The following is a 21,083-nucleotide window of genomic DNA, read 5'->3' as shown; positions in this document are numbered from 1 at the left end:
ATGGATTCATAACTGGCCTCCGCGCCGCAAATGGGGATGGATGCCGGCCGCATGCTGGCCGCCGAACCCGATGTGATCCAGCCCGCCCCCGCACTGCCGGGGGCCAGGGGCGACGTGCTCGCCTCCCTCACCGGGATCGGCGGGCATCTGATCCTGCGGCCCGACCGCATCGAGATCGAGCGGCACGGCGTGTTCTTCTCGCTGCTCAACCTCGGCTATCACGTCGAGCGCGAGATCGGCAGCACGATCTACCTGCGCGAGCTGGTGGGCGTGCACCTCGTGCGCTCGCTGCTGCTCGTGCAGTTCCTGCGCTTCACCTATGCCGGCTGTCCCGCGCCGAGCGGCCACTACCTGCGCGATGCCTTCGCCGAGAACGCCTATATGCTGAGCCTGCGCGACAACCGGCCGCTGCTCGCCTTCATGCGCCGCATCGACGCGGCCATCGCCGACCTGCCGCCGCGCCGGATGATCATGATGACCCGGAGCGGCTGAGGCGGCTGACGTTACGGGATACAAATGTCTCGGAAACATCATGCAACTTTCGTCTGGGCAGGCGTGCCCGGTTTCTGCGTCCCAGCGAGTATGCGGACAACTCCAGGAGATATCCGTGCCTGGGGATGAATATTCAGCCATCCGCCTGCTGAGGTGATACTTGCCACATGGATCGAGGCCGCGTCGGCGGGCGAAAGCCTGGCTCGGCGCCGCTGTGCTGCTCGCCCTCTCGCCGGCCGCAGGCCTGGCCCAGGATCCCGGACAGCGCTCGGCCAGCCAGCGCATCGCCGCGCTGGAGGCGGAGGTCAGCCGACTCTCCACGCGGCTGGCTTCCTTGCAGGCCGCGCCTTCCATCTCACAGGCGCGCAATGACCGCTACATCCTCGCCGCGCTGAACCTGCAGTCGGCACTGGCCACGAGCCGCCCCTACACGCGCGAATGGGCGGCCCTGCGCGACGCCGCGCCGGCCGGCGCGCTGCCGGGCCCGCTCGCCGACGTGCTGATCAGCCACGCGAGCCGCGGCCTCGCCACCACGACCGAGCTGCGCGAGAGCTTCCTCGCGCTGGCGCCGGCGCTGGTCGCCCGCAGCCCGGGCGAGGGCGGCTGGCTCGACTGGCTGCTCGACCAGGCCCGCCGGTTCCTCGCCTCCATCGGCTTCGGCGAGGCGCCCACGCCCAGGCCGGCCCATGCCGCCATCGACAACGTCTCGCGCCTGCTGGCGCGCGGGCAGCTCGCGCCGGCGCTGGCCGATGTCGAGACGCTCGACGACTCGCTGAAGCCGCTGCTCGCCGGCTGGACCGCCCAGGCCCGCGCCCGGGCTGCGGCCGAGCAGGCGGTGCAGGAGACCATCCTGCGCGCCCTCGGGCGGGACGCGAACTGACATGCCCAACGACAACAACGACGCCAGCTGGAACCTTCCCATGCGATCCTTCCTGAGCCGATTCTCCCGCTGGAGCGCGCCGCTCCTCGCCGCATCCGTCCTGCTGCTGCCGGGCACCGCGCCCGCGCAGCCGCAGCAGTCGGCCGTGCTGCGGGACCGGCTGCACATCGTGAGCTCCGGCTCCTCGCATGCCGTCACCGAGGCGCTGGTCGACGCCTTCTCCCACCGCTACTCCGGCGTGCTGCCGCCGCGCATGGAGATCGTGGGCTCCGCCGCCGCGCTCGACCGCTTCTGCGCCGGCGTCGGCGTCAACACGCCCGACCTCGCGCTGACCAGCCGCCGCATCCCGCGCACGGTCGCCGAGACCTGCGCCGCCAACGGCGTCACCGACATCGTCGAGGTGCAGATCGGCCTCGGCGCCGTGGTCATCGCCATGCGCCGCGGCGAGGCGATCCCGAACCTCACCACGCGGCAGATCTACGCGGCGCTCGCCGCGGAATACGCCGTCGAGGACGAGTTCCGCCCCAACCCGCTGAACAACTGGTCCGACCTGTCCAGCACGCTGCCGGCGGAGCCGATCCGCGCGGTCGTCCCCGACCGCGCCTCGGGCACGCGCGGGCTGTTCAACGACTTCATCATGGAGGGCGGCTGCCGCGAGGTGAAGGCGGTCCGCCTGATCTTCAGCGCGCCCTTCCGCGTGCAGCGCTGCATCACGCTGCGCGCCGACAACCGCATCCGCGAGGTGCCGAGCGAGGCCGTGCCGGCCGCCCTGCTGGAGAGCCCGGCGGGCACGATCGGCGCCATCTCCTACGCGCAGCTGCTGGAGAGCGGCGGCAACCTCGTGGCGGTCGCGCTGAACGGCACGCTGCCGACGGCGGCCACCATCGCGAACGGCGACTACGACGTGACGCGGACCATCTACCTCTACGCCAAGCGCCAGCATTCGCGGAACGAGCAGGGCGTGGGCGTGGTCCGCGGCATCCGCGAGTTCACCGGCGACGCCGTCGCCGAGGCCACGGGCGGCCCGGGCGGACTGCTGACGCATCACGGCCTCGTGCCGCTCGCCCCGGCCGACCGCGCGCGGCAGCGCGAGATCGCCGCGCGCCAGACGCTGATGTCCCGATAAGAACCGGAGGAACGATCCATGCGTCCCAGCCTCAACCTGATCCTCGCGGGCGTGCTGCTCGCCACGAGCCTCGTGGCTCCCGTGCGGGCCCAGAACGCGGCGCCGAATGCCGCGCCGTCAGCGGCTCCCCCGGTGCCGGTGCCGGCGCCGCCGGTGCAGGTGCCGCTGCAGGACATCCCGATCACCGAGAGCACGGGCGAGCGCATGCGCCGCTGGTGGGCCGACATCCGTGAGAGCGTGGGCCTCGGCGGCAGCGCGCTGGCCATCGCCCGCCGGGGCGCCGAGGGCGGCCGCACGGACGACTTCAACTGGCTGATGGGCATCGCCGGCTTCAAGCTGAAGGCGATCGAGAGCACGGTCGGCCTGCTGCCGGGCCTCACCCTCGAATTCGGCCAGGCGCGCGAGCTCTCCGAGGCCGACCGCGAATACCTCGAGCGCGCGCTGGAGCGCCACGCGCGGCGCAATCCCGGCCCCTTCGCCGCGATCCAGCGCATGATCGTCTCGGGCATCATCGAGGCCAACGAGATCCAGGGCTTCGGCGTCGAGAAGCTGACGGTGACGCTGCTGCCGCTCCCCTACGTGAAGTTCCAGCTCGTGCCGGTGGACGCGCCGGTGGGCCAGGAGGCGAGCCGCATCCTGCGCGCCATCGAGCGGCTCAACCAGCGCCTGCAGCAGACCGCGCCGTCGACCCAGGGGCTGGACTTCCAGATGCCGCCGCCGCCGCAGCTGCGCCCCGCCTCCTCGACCTTCTGACGCCTTCGTTTCATCGGACCCATCATGCGCGACAACCCGCAGGCGGCGCAGTTCGCCGAACTCGTGAAGCTCCACCTCCAGGGGCGCCGCTTCCTCGACCGCGAGAAGGAGCTGAAGCTGCTGGAGGAGGGCGTCCTACGCTACAACCTCACCGCGGCCGAGGCGTCCGGCGCGCTCCGGGGCAGCGCCGAGGAGGCGGGGGTCGCGAACCAGGCCGAGCTCGACCGGTCCACGCTGCAGCTGCTGAAGACGCTGGGCGACAGGCGGGGCCGGGTGACGCCGCAGGATTTCGGCAAGGTCGCGGCCTTCTATCGCGGGCGGGCCGGCTCGGCGATGCCGGAGGAGACGGCGCGGCGCCAGGTGAAGCGCCTGATGCTGGAGAACGACATCCAGGCGCGCCGCGCCGGGAAGGTCATCCCCACGCGCCGCTGGTTCCGCGCGATCGAAGTGTGAAGAGTTTTTTCGCCCTCAGACGCCGGGCGGCCGCGGCCTTGGCTTCGCCGCGCCACTGGAACGCCGGGCCGGAGGGTTGAGTGGGCGGCGCCGGCCGCTATGCGGCCGGATTCGTCATTGGCGTTGTTCTTCATCGAGCTTCCGCATCGTGGTTTCGCATGAACCCTGACATCGTCCAGTTCCTGACAGCGCTGCCGCTGCCGCTGCTCATCTTGGCGACGCTGGGCGTGCCGCTGCTGCTGGCGCTCGCGATCGGCCAGGTGATCCAGTCGCTCTTCACGCCGCGGGAGCTGGCGGCCAACGCCGTCGTGGGCTCGGTGAAGTACGGCTTCATCGTCGAGGTCTATGCGGTCGTGGCGGCGCTGACGCTCGTCGGCTCCTGGGACATCTACCAGACCTCGCGCGACAACCTGCAGCGCGAGACCGGCGGGCTCTACCTCCTGGCGCTCGCCGTGCCGACCTACAGCGAGCCCGCCCAGATCTGGCGGCGCGAGGAGATGTATTCCGCCATCCGCGGCTACGCCTCCGCCGTCGCCGCGCTGGACTGGCCGAACATGCAGGCGGCGACCAACCGCTCCGGCTCGGACGCCGAGTTCCAGCGCCTCACCCGCGCCTTCCTGGACGCCGAGCCGATGACCGGCGCGCAGCAGGCGCTGGCGCAGAACATCCCGGCCTGGGTGGCGCAGATCTCGGACGCGCGGATCGCCCGGCTTTCCGTCAACTCGCGCACCTTCGGCGTGCTGATCTGGGTGCTCGTGCTGACGGTCTCGGTGGCGGTGCTGGCCTTCCAGTGGTTCGTCGGCAGCTCGACGACCGTCGTGCACTACACGATGGGCGGGGTGATCGCGCTGATCGTGGGTACGGTGCTGGCGGTCTCGGCCAAGCTGGCCTTCCCCTTCACCGGCGACCCGCCCTTCCTGACGCCATCACCCTTCCTGCAGCTCATGTCGGTGGGGACGTGAGGGCCTCAATGCGCGGTGCGGGGCTGCCGGTAGCGCCAGCGCTGCCAGACCAGCAGCAGCAGGGCGAAGAGCCAGAAGTTGAGCTGCGTGGCGCCCCAGGCGATCAGGTGCGCGGCATAGTGCACGACCAGCGCCGTCCATCCCGCCAGCAGCAGCACGGCCAGCGCGCCGCGGATCCGCGCCCAGCCGCCCCAGAGCAGCAGGGCCTGGATGGCGCCGATGACCGCGACGGCCGCGCCGATCTGGCCCGCGATCGCGCCGACCGAGGTGTGGCCGGGGATCAGCATCGCGGCCGCGCCGCGCACCGTCGGGCCGTCCGGCAGGGCGTGGCGGGCCAGGAACCGGCCGGCGCTCATGTCCCACGGGCTGTCGGAGGCGTAGATGCGCGAGGGCCGGAAATCCTCCGCATGGGGGACATTGGCGAGCAGCAGCACGCCCAGCAGCACGCCGGCCGCGAGCGCCAGCACGTGCAGGATGGGCACCGCATCGGCGTCGCTCGGCGCGACCATGCCGTATTGCAGCAGGCCCACCCGGATGAGACCGTAGGCCACGGCGAAGACCGCCACGGCGGCCATCGCATCCATGAGCGGCGCGGGAAGCGTCATCCAGTCCATGGTCCCGCAGGATGGGGTGTGCGCTGGCTCGCCGCCATCATGATCTTGGTGACGTTTGCGGGACAGGCCGCCGCCGTCCCGCGGCAGGAGCGGCTGCTCGCGCTTGGCGAACGCATGCTGGAGGACAGCGTGGCGGCGCGCTTCGGCGCGGCGCGGATGCTGGTGCCCGCCTTCGGCGACTGGGCCTATGGCTGGGCGCAGAGCTACCTGACCTCCTATCGCATCATCGGCCGCGCGCTGTCGCGGCTCGGCGACGCAGCCGTGCAGGAGCGCATCCCCGACCCCGAGGCGCTGGCGCACGACCTCGCCGAGCCGGTGCGCGCCGCCTTCCGCCAGCGCGTGACGGAACCGAGCTTCGGCGACGGCGGATTCGGGCGCGACATCGCGCATCTCGCGCGCACGCTCGCGGAGCGCTGGCCCGCCTGCGCGGGGCTGGAGGCGCGGCTGAATGCGGCGCTGGCCATCGATCCCGCGGACCGCCTCGCCGAGGCCGCCGGGGCGGAGACCGTCTTCCTGCGCAGCATGCGCCCCATGGCCGCGCGCATCGGCGCCGTGACCCTGCGCGTCAGCGAGGCGGGCTCGGTCGTGGCCGCGCTCGGCTATCTCGGCTGGAGCGCGGCCGGCGTGCCGGGCGTGGTGGCGGGCGCGGCGGGCGGCATCGGGCTGGCCTGGGGCGTGGACTGGATGATCAACCGCGTCGATGCCGGGCTGAACCGCGCGGGCTTCGAGGCGCAGGCGCAGCAGGCCATCGGCGTGGCCGAGGCCTCGGTGCTGGCCGACGGCAGGGCGGCGCTGCGCACGACGCTGCGCGACGCGGCGGCGCGCTGCCCATGATCGCGCGGCCCTACGACTGGCGCGCGGTGGTGGCGCGGCTGCTGTTCAGCCTGCTGCTCGTCTTCTCGGTCTACAATCCGAGCGGCACCTCCTACTGGCACTGGGTGACGCGGGGCGAGGGCAGCCCCTGGGCCAAGGCCTTCTGCGGCGTGATCCTGCTGCTGGTGCATGTGCTGGTCTGGCGCGCCGTCCTCTCCGTGCTGCGCCCCTGGGGCGCTATCCTGCTGACGGCGATCTGCCTCCTCGGCTTCGTCACCCTCGCCGAACTCGGCCTGCTCGACCGCGGCGATCCGGACGCGCTGCTCATCGGCGTGATGTTCACCCTCGTGGTGCTGCTCACGGCGGGCCTGACCCTCGCCTCGGTCCTGCACCGGCTGACCGGCGTGCAGCATGTGGAGGAGGTCCCCCATTGAGCGGCGCCACCGGTCTCGTCCCCAGCAAGGCCGACACCTTCCTGATCTCCTGCATCGATCCGCGCCTCGCGGACGACACCACCTTCCGCTTCGAGGCGCTGGGCCGGACCAACCGCTACAGCGAGATGCGCATCGCCGGCGCCGCGCTGGCGGTTGTCGACGACCGCAACCCCGGCTGGCAGGCCACGCTGTGGGAGAACCTCGCGGCCACGCGCGCGATGCACGGCATCCGCAACGTCACGCTGCTCAACCACCGCGACTGCGGGGCGATGAACGCATGGGCCGGCCGCCGCCTCGCCGACGATCCCGCCGACGAGCTGCGCGTCCACACCGAGGTGCTGAACGCCGCGGCCGACGCCATCCGCGCCCGCCATCCGGACCTGCTCATCGAGATCAAGCTGATGGACCTCGGGGGCCATGTGGAGCGCCCCGCCTGCCGCAGCTGCGTGCCGGCGGGTTTTCGCCTCGGGCCGGTCGGGACGGACGGGATTCCGATGCTGGAGCCCGTGGAGGCGCCGCCGACCGGCGAGACGCGCTTCACCGAGCTGGCCCGCCTGCGCAACCGCGCCGGGCCGATGCAGGCGGAGGCGGAGCTTGCATTGCTCAGCACGGGCGTCACCGAGGCCGGGCTGACCGCGACGCAGGCGCGCCGGGCATTGGACGCCGCGCGCGGCGAGCGGCCCTCGGCCGTGAACGTGGGGCGCGACGTGATCACATATCTCCGCTCGCGCATGGACCGCGAGGGCCGCGTCGGCCCCACCGAGATGCAGGAGGCCGCGCGCCTCTACCGCCGGCTGCAGGGCGGCGGGGTCACGCCCCGCGAGGCCGACGCCCAGGCCGCCCGCATCGCTGAGGGAGCCGGGCTCCGGCCGCGGCCCCACGGCTTCTGGCCCTTCCGCTCCACGCGCTGGTTCGGCGCGCTCCTCTCCTCCACCTGAAAGGATTTCGCCCGTGGCGAAACGCCGAAACCGCCGGGCCGCCGCCCTGGCCTTCTCGATGGCGCTCGGCGGCTGCGCCATGCCGCAGACCATCGCGGACCACGCCATCGCGTACAACGACACGGTCGAGCGCGCGACCGACACGCAGATGCTGATGAACATCCTGCGCGCGCGCGACCAGGCGCCGCTGCACTTCACCACCATCGGCAGCATCCGCGGCCAGCTCAATGCGACCGCAGCCCTCGGCTATGACGGCAGCACCGGCTTCGGCAACGGGCTGCTCGCCAGCCTCGTCGGCAGCAGCAGCCCGGGCTTCGACATCGGTCCGCTCGACCGGCAGGAATTCGCCCGCGGGCTGATGCGCCCGCTGGATCCCGTGCTGTTCCGCGTGCTGTGGGACCGCAACATGCCCGACCAGCTGCTGATGTACCTGCTGGTCTCGCGCTTCGACGAGGGGCCGGGCGGCCGCCGCGCCGTCAACGACCCGCGGCTGCGCAACAACCTGACCTACGAGCAGCGCGTGGCCTGCGCGGCGGCCGGCCTCGATGCGCAGCCGCCCTGCGATCCCTTCCAGGCCATGGTGGACCGGCTGACCGCCAACGGGCCCATCCTGTTCAACGGCTACACCCGCTACATCCCGGTCGGCCCCCGGCTGACGCGGGAGGAGAGCACGAAGCCGGAATTCCTGGCTTCGCTGCGCGAGGCCGGCGTCAGCCTGCGCCCGGACGGCAATGGCTGGCGGCTCATGCGCGCCGTCGAGCAGATGGCGATCTGCATCCCGGGGCCGCCGGACGCCCAGGGGCGCCAGCGCTACTTCGCCTCCGCCGTGGACCGCGATCCGCCGCAGATCTCGCCGATGCCGCAGTCCGGCAATCCCTGCATCGCGGACGAGGTGCTGGAGGAATCGGCGCCGCCCGGCGGCGGCGCGCCGGCTGTCGGCCTCGCCTGGTACCTGCGCTCGGTGGAGGAGGTGCTGCAATATCTGGGCGCCGTCCAGCGCCGCGAGGAGGAGGGCGTGCCCTACCGCATCGAGATCCGCGAGGGGATCCGCGGCGGGGTGCGCACGACCGGCGGCTCGCCGCGGCTGTTCCGCCTCTGGCCCGGCGAGCCCGCGCGCGGGCGGATCTCGGCGCGGTACCGGGGGCAGCGCTGGTGGGTCGCCGAGCACGACGACAACGAGGACTACACGCTGCGGGTGCTCGGCATCGCGACCCAGCTGCTGAACATCCAGAAGGCGGCGGGCGACATCAGCACCACCAGCACGGTGCGGCTGGTCCGCTGACGCCGTGAATCGCCGTCCCTGAAACGCGGAACGCCGGCGCGGTTGCCCGCGCCGGCGTTCCTGTTTCCGAAGCGCCTGGCGTCAGACCGTCACCGGCTCCGGCGCGACCTGGCCCGTGCCCGAGCGGTCCACCGAGCGGCGCTCGGCGTGGATGCGCTCGATCAGCAGGTAGGCCCGCTCGGCGCTGCCCAGCAGGGCGATCAGCGCGCCGCGCTCGGCCGAGCTCGCCTTCGCCAGCCGCAGCGTGTCCTCGCGGAGCTGCAGCAGGCCCGAGACGTGCTCGACCGTGTCGGCATGGCCGGCCACCGCGGCCGCCGGGCCGTGGCGCAGCAGGCCCTGCATCGCCTCGTTCAGCTCGGCGAGCATGCGGTCCAGGATCGCCTCGCCCTCCGCGCTGAAGTCGTCGCGCTGGATGCGGCGCGCGACCTGGTGCAGCGTCTCGCCGAGGCTGGCGGAGAAGTCGGCCTCCTCGATGAGGCTCGCCAGCAGGTCGGCCTGCTCGTGCGGCATGCCCGGCTGGAAGAGCGACGCCGTGTAGGCGCGGATCTCGCGGCTCAGGATGTCCGTCGCGGTGAAGTGCACGGCGGGATCCTTCGGGGCGCCCAGCTTCTCCTCGGCGACCGCGAGCAGCACGGCGGCGCCTTCGAGGTGGCGGTGCATCTCCTTCTCGACGGAGGCGATCGCCGTGGGGAGGTCCTTGTTCTTCGGGTCGAGGAACTTCGGCACCGTGTAGTCCTCGATGTCCTCGGCGGTGGTCTTGCCCACGTTCTTCAGCACCCGCTCGAAGACGCCGATGAAGGGGAACATCAGCAGGGTGTTGAAGATGTTGAAGGCCGTCGAATAGGCGCCGACCGCGACGGGCACGAGCGGGAAGGTCTCGACGCCGTTCACGGTGATGGGCGTGCCGGGATCGCCGACCAGCAGCGGCACCAGCTGCGTCATCCAGGGGAAGAGCGGCAGCATCACCGCGACGCCGATGAAGTTGAAGGCGATGTGCGCATAGGCCGCGCGCTTCGCGTTCTTCGACAGGTTCAGCGAGGCGATGAAGGAGGTGATGGTCGTGCCGAGGTCGGCGCCCAGCGAGAAGGCCAGCGCCGTCTGCCAGTCGAGCACGCCGGCGGCACCCAGGCCCATCACGATGCCGATCGTGGCCGAGGAGGAGTGGATCATCGCCGTGATCGCGGCGGCGACGGTCACGCAGGCGACGACGTTCATAAAGCTGTCGGCCTGGAGCGAGCGGATGACCTCGATGACCTCGGGGATGTTGCGCAGCGGGCGCAGGCCGCCGGTCATCAGAGAGAGGCCGTAGAAGATCAGCGCGAAGCCCATGCAGGTCAGCGCGACGCTGCGGACCTTGTCGCTCTTGGTGAAGACCATCACCAGCGCGAAGAAGCCGGCCACCAGCAGGCCCAGCGGGCCGAGCGGCAGCGCGATCAGCGCGTTGGTCAGGGTGGTGCCGATATTGGCGCCCATGATCACCGAGATGGCCGGGCGCAGGGCCAGCACGCCGGCATCGACGAGGCCGACGACCATGACGGTCATGGCGGTGGAGGACTGGATGACGCCGGTGATGAGCGTGCCGGCGATGAGGCCCGTGACGGGCGTGCCGGCCGCCTTGGCGAGCACCTTGCGCATCTTGTTGACCGACAGCGACTGGATGCCGTTGGTCATGAACTCAAGGCCGAGCATGAAGATGCCCAGGCCGCCGATCACGGGCACAAGTATGTCCCGGAACCAATCCACTTGCATGTTGTTTTCCTTGCCCGCTTGACGGCCCAGGCTTCGACGGGAAGACGGCAAGCGTCTGCCTGTCCCCTTCTGGCGCATGAACCGGCGTTAAAAAGCCAGCGGTCCCGTGACACTTCTATCGGCCTTCGATGACAGTGTTGGGATGGACAGGATTTATTTGGATCCGTGCCAACAAAACCACGCGCCGGACATGAATTCGCGACCGGATCGTTTTCCGGGGCGCCCGCGGGACCTGCGCCATGAAATCAATCCGCCGCGGATCCCGGCAATTGTCGGCGCCGGCCTGCCGCGCATCCGCGCAAGCCTGTCGGCTGTCCTGCCGGCAGGCTCGAAGCCCGTTCGCGCGGCGCTAACGGCGGAGGCCCGCGAGCCAGTTCCGGGTCAGGGCGACGTCCATCTGGGACAGGCCATGCCCGCCGGGCAGCTGCTCATAGGTCACGGCCGCCCCGGCCTGCCGCAGCATGGCCGCCAGCTTCTCGCTGTTGGCCGGCGGGACGATCGGGTCGGCGGCACCCGAGAGCAGCAGGACCGGCGTGCCTTCCAGCGGGCCGGCCGCCGGATCGGTGAAGGGCACCATCGCGCGCAGCAGCGCCGCGCCGTGCAGCAGGCCGGGATGCCGCAGCAGCAGGCTCGCCGCGATGTTCGCGCCGTTGGAGAAGCCGACGGCCACCGGCGCCGCGATGCCGTGGCGATCCATGGCATCGCGGACGAAGGCAGCCAGCTCGTCGGTGCGGCGGCGCAGGTCGGCCTCGTCGAAGACGCCCTCGGCGAGACGGCGGAAGAAGCGCGGCATGCCGTTCTCCAGGACTGCGCCGCGCGGCGAGAGCAGCGCCGCGCCGGGCGCGACCAGGCGGCCGAAGGGCAGCAGGTCCGCCTCGTTGCCGCCCGTGCCGTGCAGCAGGAGCAGGGGAGGTTGCGCGGTGTCGGTCGCGGGCTCGAAGCGGTGGATCATGTCGAGGGCCGTGGTGCTCATGGGAAATCTCCTGGGCCGCGCCCCGGGGACGCGGCCGCTCGATCGTAATGGTCAGGCGAGGACGGGCAGCGTCGCCTCGATCTGCGCGCGATGCCCTTCCAGGAAGCTCGGCAGCTTCAGCGCCGCGCCGAGGCTCTCGGCCGGTTCGTCCACGGCGAAGCCGGGGATGTCGGTCGCGATCTCGAACAGCACGTGGCCGGGCTCGCGGAAGTAGACGGAGCGGAAGTAGTCGCGGTTCTTCTGCTCCGTCGTGTGCATCCCGTGGTTGGCCGCGAGCTTGCGCACCATCTCCGCCTGATCGGCGTCGTCCGCCGCGCGGAAGGCGAGGTGGTGGACCGAGCCGCGTCCGAGCCGCGCCGGCAGGAAGCCGCCGACCGCCTGCAGGTCGACGATGCCGCCGAGCTCCGTGCCCTCCGCCCGGTAGCGGACGGTGTTGCCCTCGCGCGCGACCTCGGCGAAGCCGAAGACGTCGGAGAGGATGGCGCCGGTCGGCTCGGTCTTCTCCAGCATCAGGCTGACGCTGTGGAAGCCGCGGATGGCGTTCTCGACCGGGATCTCGCCATTGTCCCAGGCGGCTTCCGCCTCGATGCCGGGCAGGCCGACCAGGGCCAGGCGCAGGCCGTCCGGGTCGCGGAAGGTCAGCACCGTCTGGCCGAAGCGCGTGGCGCGCTCGACGCCTTGGGCGATCAGCCGTGCGGTCCAGTAGCCGATGGCGGCCTGCGGGATGCGGAAGACCGTCTCCTGGAGCTCGCCGGCGCCGGCGCGGCCGGGGGCGGCATGCTCCCAGGGGAAGAAGGTGAGGATGGTGCCGGGGGTGCCCCCGGTGTCGCCGTAGTAGAAGTGGTAGGCGCCGGGATCGTCGAAGTTCACCGTCTTCTTCACGAGGCGCAGGCCGAGGGTGCGCGTGTAGAAGTCGAGGTTCCGCTGGGCATGGCCGGCGATGGCCGTGACGTGGTGGATTCCGTTGCTGGACATGGGGTTCGCCTCCATCTGGGGGGAGCGCATCGGCGCTCGGTGCGGGCGCAGATGACGCCTGGCGGGGGCCGGAATCCAGGGCAAAGCGATTGCGGTGGCGCAATGCCGATCTTGCGGATGGATTTATGGCATTGCGCCATCCCTTGGGACTACACTGTCGGGTCCCCTCCTGCCCAAGGTCCGCCCGATTGAAGGAATCCGCCCGAACCCTCGCCTGGGACGACTTCCGGCTGATCGACGCGGTGGCCGCGACGCGCAACCTGCCGGCCGCCGCCGCGCGGCTGGGCATCGACCATTCCACCGTCTTCCGCCGGCTGAAGCAGGTGGAGGCGCTGCTCGGCACGCCGCTCTTCGAGCGGCACCGCGCCGGCTACACGCTGACGCCGGCGGGAGAGGAAATGGCGGCGCTGGCGGCACGGGTGGACGAGGACATCACCACCGTCACCCGCCGTCTCGCGGGACAGCTCCCGGCGCCCTCCGGGGATGTCCGGCTGGCCACCAGCGACAGCCTCCTCTCCGACCTGCTGATGCCCATGCTGGTGCGCTTCCGCCGCGCCAATCCGGCCATCCGACTCGATGTCGTCACCGGCAACGCCGCGCTGAACCTGTCCCGCCGCGACGCCGATGTCGCGGTCCGCGCGACCGATGCGCCGCCGGACACGCTGGTCGGGCGCCGCGTCGCCCGCATCGCCTGGGCGCTCTACGGCGCGGCAGGGCAGGAGCGCGGCCACGCGCCGGACTGGGTGTGCCTGGGCGACAACCTCTCCGGGCTGAGGGTGGTGCGCGAGGCGCAGGCGATGGTGCCGGTGGAGCGGCTGGTGGGGCGCTTCGACACGGTGCTCGGGCTGGCGCATGCGGTGGCGGCGGGCCTCGGCATCGGCCACCTCCCCTGCTTCCTCGGCGACGCCTGGGCGGGCCTGGAGCGCCTCGCGGCGCCGGAAGAGGCCTATGCCTCCGACCTCTGGCTGCTGACGCATCCCGATCTGCGCAACACGCCGCGCATCCGGGCCGTCCTCGACAGCCTGGTCGAGGCGATCGCGGAGAGGCGCCCGCTGATCGAAGGGCGGGCGCCCCGCACCTAGCGGGCCTCCACCGTCAGGAAGTGCCGCACCACGGGGGCTTCGGGCCCGACATGGAAGCGGCGGACCTCTTGCTGCACATCGGCGTCGGCCTTGGAGACCCGATGGTGCTGGCGGAGGTGCTCGGCCCAGGATTCCACCATGAACCACTCCACCAGCTTTTCGAGATCGGCCGCATCCTCGGTGATGCCCCAGCTATAGGCGCCGTCGCGCCGGCGCTCGCCGGAGAGGCGATGCAGCGCCTTGAGGAAGGCCGCGCGATCGGCCTGGGCAACCTTGTACTCGATGAGGATCAGCACCGGGCCGCGATCGTGCTCGACCGGCTCGGCGGTCAGCGGCTCCGGCCAGTGGCCGGAGGCGGCGAGATCGGCCTCGCCGACCGGCAGCCTGACCCGGTGCAGCAGGATCGCGACCAGCACCAGCCCGATGGCGCTGACGACGAGCGCGGCGGGCACGCCGAGCGCCTGCGCCACCGCGCCCCAGCCGAGGCTGCCCAGCGTCATCGCGCCGTTGAAGACCGTGAGGTACACGGCCAGGGCGCGCCCGCGCACCCAGTTCGGCAGGATCGCCTGGGCGGTGCCGTTCAGCGTGGTCAGGGCGACGATCCAGGCCGCGCCGAGCAGCAGCAGCACGGCCAGCGCGATCCAGGAGGGCGGCGCCGAGGCCAGGACGAGCATGGCCACCGCGGTGACGACGGCCGCGGCCAGCATCAGCCCGTCCGCGTCGAGCCGGCTGCGCAGCCGCGGCATCACCAGGGCGCCGAGGATGGCTCCCGCGCCGACGGCGCCGAGCAGGATGCCGTAGAAGCCGGCATCGCCGCCCAGCAGGTTGCGCGCCACCAGCGGCAGCAGCGCCCAGACCGCGCTGGCGAAGGCGAAGAAGACCGCCGCGCGGAAGAGGACGACGTGCAGCTCGCGGCTCGACCGCGCGTAGCGCAGCCCGGCGCGGAAGGCGCCGGGGAAGCGCTCGGTCAGGGAATCCGCCACGCGCTTGGGGCGCGGCCACCACAGCAGGGCAGCGATGACCACGACGTAGCTCGCGACATCCGCGCCATAGGTCAGCGCCGCGCCGAAGGAGGCGAGCAACAGGCCGCCCGCCGCCGGGCCGATGGAGCGTGCCACGTTGATGCCGAGCGAGTTGAGCGCCACGGCGCCCTTCACGTCGCGCGCCGGCACCAGCTCGGGCACGATCGCCTGCCAGGTCGGCGCCATGAGCGCGGCGCCGATGCCGCCGACGAAGGTCAGGCCGATGAGCGCCTCGATCGTCATCAACCCCGTATGCGAGAGGATCAGCAGCGTGAGGCTGACGGCGGCGAGCAGCAGCTGGATCGCGATCAGGAACTTTCGGCGGTCCAGGATGTCGGACAGCACGCCGGCCGGGATGGCGAGCAGGAAGATCGGCAGCGTGCCGGCCGCCTGGATCATGGACACGGCCGCGGGGCCGGCCGCCAGGTCCGTGATCAGCCAGGAGCTCGCGACATCGCGCATGAAGCTGCCGGTGTTGCCGAGGATGGTCGCGGCCCAGAGCACCGCGAAGGTGGTCTGGCGCAGCGCCGCGAAGCTGCCGGAGGGAGCGGGTTTCGCAGGATCATGCGCCATGGTCGTGGTCCTTGGGGCGAGAGTGGCGGGGGAAGATCACGGCCTGCTCGCCGGGATGGAGGGCGAGCAGGCCAACAGGCGGGAGTGTTCAGCCCTCGTGGGCGCCGAACATGGTCTTGGCATAGGTGATGCCGAGGCCGTAGGCGCCGCCGAGCTTCTTCGCGATGCCCGTCGTCATCTCGTAGGTCTCGCCGCGCGCCCAGTCGCGCTGCAGCTCCAGCAGGTACTGCACGGAGGTCATGGGCTGGGCGCCGGCCTGGATCATGCGCTGCATGGCGCGCTCATGCGCCTCGTCGGAGACGTCGCCGCAGGCATCGGCGATGACATAGACCTCGAAGCCCTGGTCGATCGCGGACAGCGCGGGGCCCACGATGCAGACCGAGGTCCAGAGGCCGGACAGCACGATGCGTCCCTTGCCGATGCGGTTCACCTCGGCGATGACCGCCGCGTCTTCCCATGTGTTCATGCTCGTGCGGTCGAGCAGGGCCTGGCCCGGGAAGGCCGAGGTGATCTCCTCGAACATCGGGCCGGAGAAGCTCTTCTCGGCGACGGTGGTGAGGATGGTCGAGACGCCGAAGCCCTTGGCGGCGTTGGCCACGAGGGCGGCGTTGTTGCGCAGCGTCACCGCATCGATCGACTTCGTCGCGAAGGACATCTGCGACTGGAAGTCGATCATGATCAGCGTGTGATCCTGGGGCGTGAGCAGCTTCTTGCCGGGGACGGGCGTGGCGGTGATGGTCATGGGAGTCTCTCCTGTGTGGGGGGTGGTGGGGTTGCGGCTCATTCGCCGCGGGCGAAGGCGAGCAGGTCGGCGTTGAGGCGGTCGCGCGCCGTGTCGGTCAGGCCGTGAGCGCCGCCGGCATAGACTTTCAGCGTGGCGCGGGGAGCGATCTCGGCCGAGCGCCTGCTGGTGGCGGCGAAGGGGACGACCTGGTCGTCATCGCCCTGGATGACGAGGACCGGCATGTCCATCTTCTTCAGGTCCTCGGTGAAATCGGTCTCCGAGAAGGCGGCGATGCAGTCGAGCTGGCCCTTCAGGCCGCCCGTCATGCCCTGCAGCCAGAAGGCGTCGCGCATGCCCTGCGTCACGGCGGAGCCCTCGCGGTTGGCGCCGAAGAAGGGCGTGGTGAAATCCTGGAAGAGCTGCGAGCGGTCCTTCAGCATTCCGGCGCGGATGCCGTCGAAGACCTCCATCGGCAGGCCGTCGGGGTTGGAGACGCTGCGCAGCATGATCGGCGCCACCGCGCTGACCAGCACGGCCCTGGCGACGCGGCCCATGCCGTGGCGGCCGATGACGCGGGCGACCTCGCCGCCGCCGGTGGAGTGGCCGACCATCATGGCGTCGCGCAGGTCGAGGTGGTCCATCAGCGCGGCGAGGTCGTCGGCATAGGTGTCCATGTCATTGCCGCGCCAGGTCTGGGCGGAGCGGCCATGGCCGCGGCGGTCATGGGCGATGACGCGGAAGCCGGCGGAGGCGAGGTGCACCATCTGCGCCTCCCAGGCGTCGGCGCTGAGCGGCCAGCCATGGCTGAACACGACGGGGGTGCCGGTGCCCCAGTCCTTGAAGAAGATCCCGGTGCCGTCGGCGGTGGTGAAGATGGACATCTCAGTCGCTCCGTTCGTGGTGAAGCGACCTTGTGCGATGTCGGACTGCAATTCCATGACGAGAGCGGCAAGGTTGAAATTGCATAAATGCAATTTCAGGGGATGGACGATCGCGTGTTGGTCGGCAACGACGAAGGACGAGCGTGCCCTATCGGGCGCGCTCGTCCTGCCGTCGTTCCAGACGAGGTTTCAGAAGCGCAGCTGCACCCAGGCCGCGGCGAAATCGCCCGCGCGTCCGCCGGCCTGCCGCGTGAGCTCCCCGGGCTCGTAATGCACATAGGTGGCCGCGAGGGTCACCCGCTCCGTCACCTTCCATTCGACCAGGGTGCTCACCTGCTGGCCGATGAAGCGCCCGCGCGAGGCGGAAGTCCCGCGCACCGCCGCGAGGGGCGGCGCGTAGAAGGCATCGGCCCGCTCCTGCTTCCAGAAGGGATTCCAGCCGATGTTGAAGCTCACCCCGCGCGCCGGCGTCAGGGTCAGGTTGGGCTGGAGGTCCAGGAGGTTGGCCGGCGCGAGGAGATTGGCCTCCGAGAAATAGGGAAGCCGCGGGAAGAGGGGATTGAACGTGCCCAGCACGCGATCGTGCGGGTTCCGGTCGCCGCTGATCGCATCCGCGTTCAGCCCGAAGCGGGGCGAGAGCGGCCAGGACGGGACGGCGTATCCGAGGTTGGACGACACGGTCCAGGCGCGGATCTCGGCGCTGCCGAAGGAGCCGAACTGATAGGCCGCCTCCAGGTTCCAGTCGAAGCCGCTGCGCCGGCCGAACAGGCGCGCGCCCACCGTGTGGCGGCGCTCCGTGCCGACACCCTGCGTGAAGCGCGCATTCTCCCGCTCGAGACCCAGGTAGTATAGGTCCAGCTTCAGCCCGGGCACGGCCTGGATGTCGGTGGTGGTGTAGAGGCCCCAGAAGGCCTGGGCGGGGTCGTTGCTGTCGTTGAAGTTCCCGGCCTGCGGCACGACCGGCCGCACGACGAAGGCGTCGGCGCGGAACCGCGGCGAGCTGCTCCACGAGACCCGCACGCCGTCGAAGGCCCGCCGGACATTGGGCGATTCCCGCACCGAGACGAGCCGGGACGAGCCGAAGGCCATCTCCTGGCGGCCGGCGCGCAGCACCATCTCGCCGCCGCCCAGCGGCACCGACACGTCGCCGAAGGCCTGCTGGATGTCGATCGGGTTCCGCTGGGTCGCCGGCGGGGTGCCGTTCCATCCGGGTGCGTAGCTGCTGCCGAGCTCCAGGAAGGCACGGAGATTGGGACCGAAATGGACGTCGGCGAAGAGCAGGGAGCGCTGGAGCAGGTAGTCGTTCCGCGCCGGCGCCGAGAGGCCGAAGACCGGATTGCGCGAGGATTCGTAGCGCGTGCGGGATTCGCCGCCGAGGGTGAGGAACCAGGACCCGTCCTGGTCCAGGGGGATGTATTTGAGCCGGTCGAGCACGCCCGTGCGGCGGGCGGGGTCGCGCATCACGGACCAGTCCTCGTCGTAGCGGAAGGTCGTGAGGGCGGGACGATCGGTGGCGTTCTGCGCCGCGGCGGGACGGCCGAACCCGGCCGCCAGGACGAGCGCGGCGGCCGTCGCGGCGCACAGGCTTCCGCCGCGACGGCCGACCCGGCGCCGGGGCAGGGCCATCGCCAGGAGGGGCGCCTGGCGCCATCCCGCTGCGGAGAAGAGCATCATGGTTCTCGCTCGCTGATCACGGATACCAGCTTGCGGGCGCGAAACGCGCAATGCCATAGCGGTGTGAGCAATATCGGAATTGCGGAATTGCAATCCATCGCGATATCGAGAAGGGCGCGAAAAGGCTTTCCTCGACGCGGGGCCGGCCGGCCCGGCGATCAGGCGGCGCCCGAACCGCGTTCCGGGGGCCGCATCTCGGCGAGCAGCTTCAGCAGGGCCCGGGCCCCGGCGGTCGAGGAGGCGGGGTTCTGGCCCTTGATCAGCCGGCCGTCGGTGATGGCGAAGCTCTCCCAGTTCGGCGCCTTCTCGAAGAGGTGATCGCGTAGGCCTGCGTCACCGTCAGTGGCCGGCGCTCTGGCCGCCATCCACGTGGAGGATCTCTCCCGTCACGAAGGGCGCCGATTCCAGGAAGAGCACGGCGTCGACGACGTCGGAGATCTCGCCCATGTGCCCGATCGGGTGCATGCCATCGAGGGCGGCATGCGTCGCGGCCGGATGCATCGGCGTGCGGATGATGCCGGGCGCCACCGCGTTCACGCGGATGCCGCGGCGGGCGTATTCGATGGCCAGCGCCCGGGTCGCCGCGTTGAGACCGCCCTTGGTCAAGGCCGCCAGGACCGCCGGAACCGCCGAATTCGCCTGCTCGGCCAGCGTCGTCGTGATCTGCACCACATGGCCGCTGCCGCGCTTCTCCATCTCGGCGATGGCGAACTGCGTGACGTGGAAGAAGCCGGAGGTGTTGACGGCGAGGATCGCGTCGAAGTCGGCCACGGTGTAGTCCGTGAAGGGCCTGGCGATGAAGATGCCGGCATTGTTGACCAGCGTGTCGATGCGCCCGAACCGCGCCATGCCCTCGGAGATCACGCGCCCGGCGGTCCCGCGGTCGCCGATGTCGCCGGGGACGGAGAGGATGTCCGGATCCTCTGCCGGCTTCACCGTGCGCGCCGTCGCCACGACCCTGTAGCCGCGCCCGCGATAGGCGGCGACGAGGGCGGCGCCCATGCCCTGGGATGCGCCCGTGATGACGGCGACCTTCCTGTCCGTGTCCATGGTGACCTCCTTCTGCGGGGCTGATTCAGAGGCCGATCTGGCCGACGTAGTGGCCCAGCCGGGTCTCGACCTCGCCGGGCCTGTGGAAGCCGCGGTCCATCAGCCTCCGGATCCGCTCCTGTGCCGCGGGGCGGTTCAGGGCGCCGAGGAAGGCGTCCCATTCGGGCGCGATGTCGGAATCCGCGGGCAGGCTGGCGATGTCGACGAGGCGCTTCGTCTCCGCGATCGCCTGGCGGTCGAAGGTCGAGATGCGCTGCGCGAGGGCATCGACGAAAGCGTCCAGCTCCGCATCGGGAAAGGAGCGGTTCACGTAGCCGTATCGTTCGGCGAGCTCGCCGTCGATGTCGTCGGCGCCGAGCAGGACCTCGAGCGCGCGGCCGCGGCCGATGAGCCGCGGCAGCCGCGCCATGGGCCCGCCGCCCGGCACCAGGCCGGCGCCGACCTCCCATTGCGACAGGATCGCCTTCTCGCGGCTGGCGAAGCGCATGTCGCTGGCCAGCGCAAGCTCGCTGCCGACGCCGGTCGCGCGTCCGCGGATCTTGGCGATCGAGACGACCGGCGCGCGGCTGATGCGGACGAGCATGTCGGGCAATTGCTGCAGGCCGGTCGGCCCCGGCGGCAGGCTGAGCGTCTCCTGCGGGTCGGCGAGGAAGTCGTAGTGGGTGATGAAGAAGCCCTCGACGGCGCTGTCGAAGACGACGACCTTCACCGCGGGATCGGTCTCCAGCGCGGCGACGACCGCATTCAGCTCCGGCATGGCGTCCGGCCCGAAGATGTTCAGCGGCGGGTTGTCGAAGGTGACGTGCCAGAGCGCCGGCGAAGGCCGATCGAGATGAATCTGCTTCCTGTTGGACATGTCCGCCTCCGGGCCGAATGCGCCGGCTTCGTCCGGCGTGGCCAGGATGACGGGGTGTCGAGGCGCGTTCTATGGAACCAAGGTATCGACGGCACCTTGGTATCAGTCGCGGCCGGAGATCCCCAGCCGGGCGGCGATGTTCACGAGGTCCGCCAGCGAGGTCGCGCCCATCTTGCGCATCATCCTGCCGCGATGCGCCTTCACCGTGATCTCGCTGATGCCGAGCCGGCCGCCCACCTGCTTGTTCATGAGGCCTGACACGACGAGCGCCATCACCTCGCGCTCCCGCGCGCTGAGCGAGGCATGGTGTTCCCGGAGGATCAGCAGCTCCGCGCCATGGCCGAGTGCCGTGGCGCTGCTCTGGATGGCGTTGCGGATGGCGTCCAGCAGGGCTTCGTCGCCGAAGGGCTTGATCAGGAACTCGATGGCACCGGCCTTCATCGCGCGCACGGTCATGGGCACGTCGCCATAGCCGGTGATGAAGATGATCGGCATGTCGTTCCGGTCGGTGGCGAGCTGCTGCTGCAGGTCGAGGCCGTTGAGGTCGGGCAGCGAGACGTCGAGCACCAGGCAGCTGGGCACGGAGGCCCGCGGGTGGGACAGGAAGTCCTGCGCCGAAGCGAAGACCCAGGGCTGCCAGCCCGCGTCGAGGATCATGGCTTCGAGCGCCTCGCGCACGGAGATGTCGTCATCCACGACGTAGACGATCGGTGTGGCCTCGGTCATGGTCCTGGAGCCCGTCCCATCGCCCAACACGCTTCCCCATCCCATGGATAG

The 21,083-nt window shown here is 71.0% G+C and carries 23 protein-coding genes; 11 read left to right on the top strand and 12 right to left on the bottom strand.

What is annotated here, in order from left to right; genetic code table 11:
* The first annotated feature begins 51 nt into the window (after positions 1-51).
* From AC1ROY_RS31340 to AC1ROY_RS31315, 6 genes are all read left to right on the top strand, one after another.
* Positions 52-492 (top strand): hypothetical protein, encoded by a 441-nt coding sequence (locus AC1ROY_RS31340; RefSeq protein ID WP_493152873.1) that lies wholly within the window; start codon positions 52-54, stop codon positions 490-492.
* A 214-nt stretch (positions 493-706) separates the two neighbouring features.
* Entirely contained in the window at positions 707-1,372 is a 666-nt protein-coding gene (locus tag AC1ROY_RS31335; protein ID WP_493152872.1) for a hypothetical protein, read from the top strand.
* 40 nt (positions 1,373-1,412) lie between these two features.
* A complete protein-coding gene (locus tag AC1ROY_RS31330) occupies positions 1,413-2,498 on the top strand; it encodes a PstS family phosphate ABC transporter substrate-binding protein (RefSeq protein WP_493152871.1) in 1,086 nt (361 codons plus the stop codon).
* 18 nt (positions 2,499-2,516) lie between these two features.
* Positions 2,517-3,251 carry a hypothetical protein gene (locus tag AC1ROY_RS31325; RefSeq protein WP_493152870.1) on the top strand — a complete coding sequence of 245 codons (735 nt, stop codon included), beginning with the start codon at positions 2,517-2,519 and terminating at the stop codon, positions 3,249-3,251.
* 24 nt (positions 3,252-3,275) lie between these two features.
* Positions 3,276-3,704, top strand: coding sequence for a hypothetical protein (locus AC1ROY_RS31320; RefSeq protein WP_493152869.1), 429 nt, complete (start codon positions 3,276-3,278; stop codon positions 3,702-3,704).
* A gap of 158 nt (positions 3,705-3,862) precedes the next feature.
* Positions 3,863-4,666, top strand: coding sequence for a bestrophin-like domain (locus AC1ROY_RS31315; RefSeq protein ID WP_493152868.1), 804 nt, complete (start codon positions 3,863-3,865; stop codon positions 4,664-4,666).
* Between the two features lie 5 nt (positions 4,667-4,671).
* Here the strand turns inward: AC1ROY_RS31315 and AC1ROY_RS31310 are convergent, their stop codons facing one another.
* Positions 4,672-5,271 carry a hypothetical protein gene (locus tag AC1ROY_RS31310; protein WP_493152867.1) on the bottom strand — a complete coding sequence of 200 codons (600 nt, stop codon included), beginning with the start codon at positions 5,269-5,271 and terminating at the stop codon, positions 4,672-4,674.
* A gap of 27 nt (positions 5,272-5,298) precedes the next feature.
* Here AC1ROY_RS31310 and AC1ROY_RS31305 point away from each other — a divergent pair, with 27 nt between their 5' ends.
* Genes AC1ROY_RS31305 through AC1ROY_RS31290 form a run of 4 tightly spaced genes read left to right on the top strand, consistent with a single transcriptional unit; the run spans position 5,299 to position 8,747 of the window.
* Entirely contained in the window at positions 5,299-6,114 is an 816-nt protein-coding gene (locus tag AC1ROY_RS31305; RefSeq protein ID WP_493152866.1) for a hypothetical protein, read from the top strand.
* Complete coding sequence (locus tag AC1ROY_RS31300; protein ID WP_493152865.1) at positions 6,111-6,527, top strand: DUF6524 family protein; 417 nt, start codon at positions 6,111-6,113, stop codon at positions 6,525-6,527. The genes AC1ROY_RS31305 and AC1ROY_RS31300 overlap by 4 nt, the downstream gene beginning before the upstream one ends.
* Positions 6,524-7,465, top strand: a complete 942-nt coding sequence (locus AC1ROY_RS31295; protein ID WP_493152864.1) for a hypothetical protein — start codon at positions 6,524-6,526, stop codon at positions 7,463-7,465. Before AC1ROY_RS31300 ends, AC1ROY_RS31295 begins: the two co-directional genes overlap by 4 nt.
* A gap of 13 nt (positions 7,466-7,478) precedes the next feature.
* Complete coding sequence (locus tag AC1ROY_RS31290; RefSeq protein ID WP_493152863.1) at positions 7,479-8,747, top strand: hypothetical protein; 1,269 nt, start codon at positions 7,479-7,481, stop codon at positions 8,745-8,747.
* A gap of 81 nt (positions 8,748-8,828) precedes the next feature.
* Here AC1ROY_RS31290 and AC1ROY_RS31285 read toward each other — a convergent pair whose 3' ends face one another.
* The 3 genes from AC1ROY_RS31285 to AC1ROY_RS31275 form a co-directional block, all read right to left on the bottom strand.
* On the bottom strand, positions 8,829-10,496 hold the full coding sequence (locus AC1ROY_RS31285) for a Na/Pi cotransporter family protein (RefSeq protein WP_493152862.1): 1,668 nt from the start codon (positions 10,494-10,496) through the stop codon (positions 8,829-8,831).
* A 349-nt stretch (positions 10,497-10,845) separates the two neighbouring features.
* Positions 10,846-11,469 (bottom strand): alpha/beta hydrolase, encoded by a 624-nt coding sequence (locus AC1ROY_RS31280; protein ID WP_493152861.1) that lies wholly within the window; start codon positions 11,467-11,469, stop codon positions 10,846-10,848.
* 51 nt (positions 11,470-11,520) lie between these two features.
* Positions 11,521-12,444 (bottom strand): ring-cleaving dioxygenase, encoded by a 924-nt coding sequence (locus AC1ROY_RS31275; RefSeq protein ID WP_493152860.1) that lies wholly within the window; start codon positions 12,442-12,444, stop codon positions 11,521-11,523.
* A gap of 188 nt (positions 12,445-12,632) precedes the next feature.
* On the opposite strand from AC1ROY_RS31275, the gene AC1ROY_RS31270 reads away from it, so the two are divergent.
* Complete coding sequence (locus AC1ROY_RS31270; RefSeq protein WP_493152859.1) at positions 12,633-13,526, top strand: LysR family transcriptional regulator; 894 nt, start codon at positions 12,633-12,635, stop codon at positions 13,524-13,526.
* Here the strand turns inward: AC1ROY_RS31270 and AC1ROY_RS31265 are convergent.
* The 8 genes from AC1ROY_RS31265 to AC1ROY_RS31230 all read right to left on the bottom strand — a co-directional run bounded on the left by AC1ROY_RS31265 (position 13,523) and on the right by AC1ROY_RS31230 (position 21,032).
* The gene (locus AC1ROY_RS31265; protein WP_493152858.1) at positions 13,523-15,121 is read right to left on the bottom strand and encodes an MFS transporter; all 1,599 of its coding nucleotides are present in this window, start codon (positions 15,119-15,121) and stop codon (positions 13,523-13,525) included. The genes AC1ROY_RS31270 and AC1ROY_RS31265 overlap by 4 nt on opposite strands.
* Before the next feature lie 88 nt (positions 15,122-15,209).
* Positions 15,210-15,863 (bottom strand): hydrolase, encoded by a 654-nt coding sequence (locus AC1ROY_RS31260; protein ID WP_493152857.1) that lies wholly within the window; start codon positions 15,861-15,863, stop codon positions 15,210-15,212.
* 38 nt (positions 15,864-15,901) lie between these two features.
* The gene (locus AC1ROY_RS31255) at positions 15,902-16,726 is read right to left on the bottom strand and encodes an alpha/beta fold hydrolase (protein ID WP_493152856.1); all 825 of its coding nucleotides are present in this window, start codon (positions 16,724-16,726) and stop codon (positions 15,902-15,904) included.
* 189 nt (positions 16,727-16,915) lie between these two features.
* Positions 16,916-18,400 (bottom strand): alginate export family protein, encoded by a 1,485-nt coding sequence (locus AC1ROY_RS31250; RefSeq protein WP_493152855.1) that lies wholly within the window; start codon positions 18,398-18,400, stop codon positions 16,916-16,918.
* Between the two features lie 158 nt (positions 18,401-18,558).
* Positions 18,559-18,765 (bottom strand): hypothetical protein, encoded by a 207-nt coding sequence (locus AC1ROY_RS31245; RefSeq protein WP_493152854.1) that lies wholly within the window; start codon positions 18,763-18,765, stop codon positions 18,559-18,561.
* On the bottom strand, positions 18,740-19,450 hold the full coding sequence (locus AC1ROY_RS31240; protein WP_493152853.1) for an SDR family NAD(P)-dependent oxidoreductase: 711 nt from the start codon (positions 19,448-19,450) through the stop codon (positions 18,740-18,742). Before AC1ROY_RS31240 ends, AC1ROY_RS31245 begins: the two co-directional genes overlap by 26 nt.
* Before the next feature lie 25 nt (positions 19,451-19,475).
* Positions 19,476-20,306 (bottom strand): enoyl-CoA hydratase/isomerase family protein, encoded by an 831-nt coding sequence (locus tag AC1ROY_RS31235; RefSeq protein WP_493152852.1) that lies wholly within the window; start codon positions 20,304-20,306, stop codon positions 19,476-19,478.
* A 102-nt stretch (positions 20,307-20,408) separates the two neighbouring features.
* The gene (locus AC1ROY_RS31230; protein ID WP_493152851.1) at positions 20,409-21,032 is read right to left on the bottom strand and encodes a response regulator transcription factor; all 624 of its coding nucleotides are present in this window, start codon (positions 21,030-21,032) and stop codon (positions 20,409-20,411) included.
* Positions 21,033-21,083: the final 51 nt, after the last annotated feature.

Source organism: Roseococcus sp. GW821-FHT12F05, assembly GCF_058806835.1.
The sequence above is the reverse complement of the archived record's forward strand: the minus strand, read 5'-3'. Positions and strand labels throughout refer to the sequence as shown.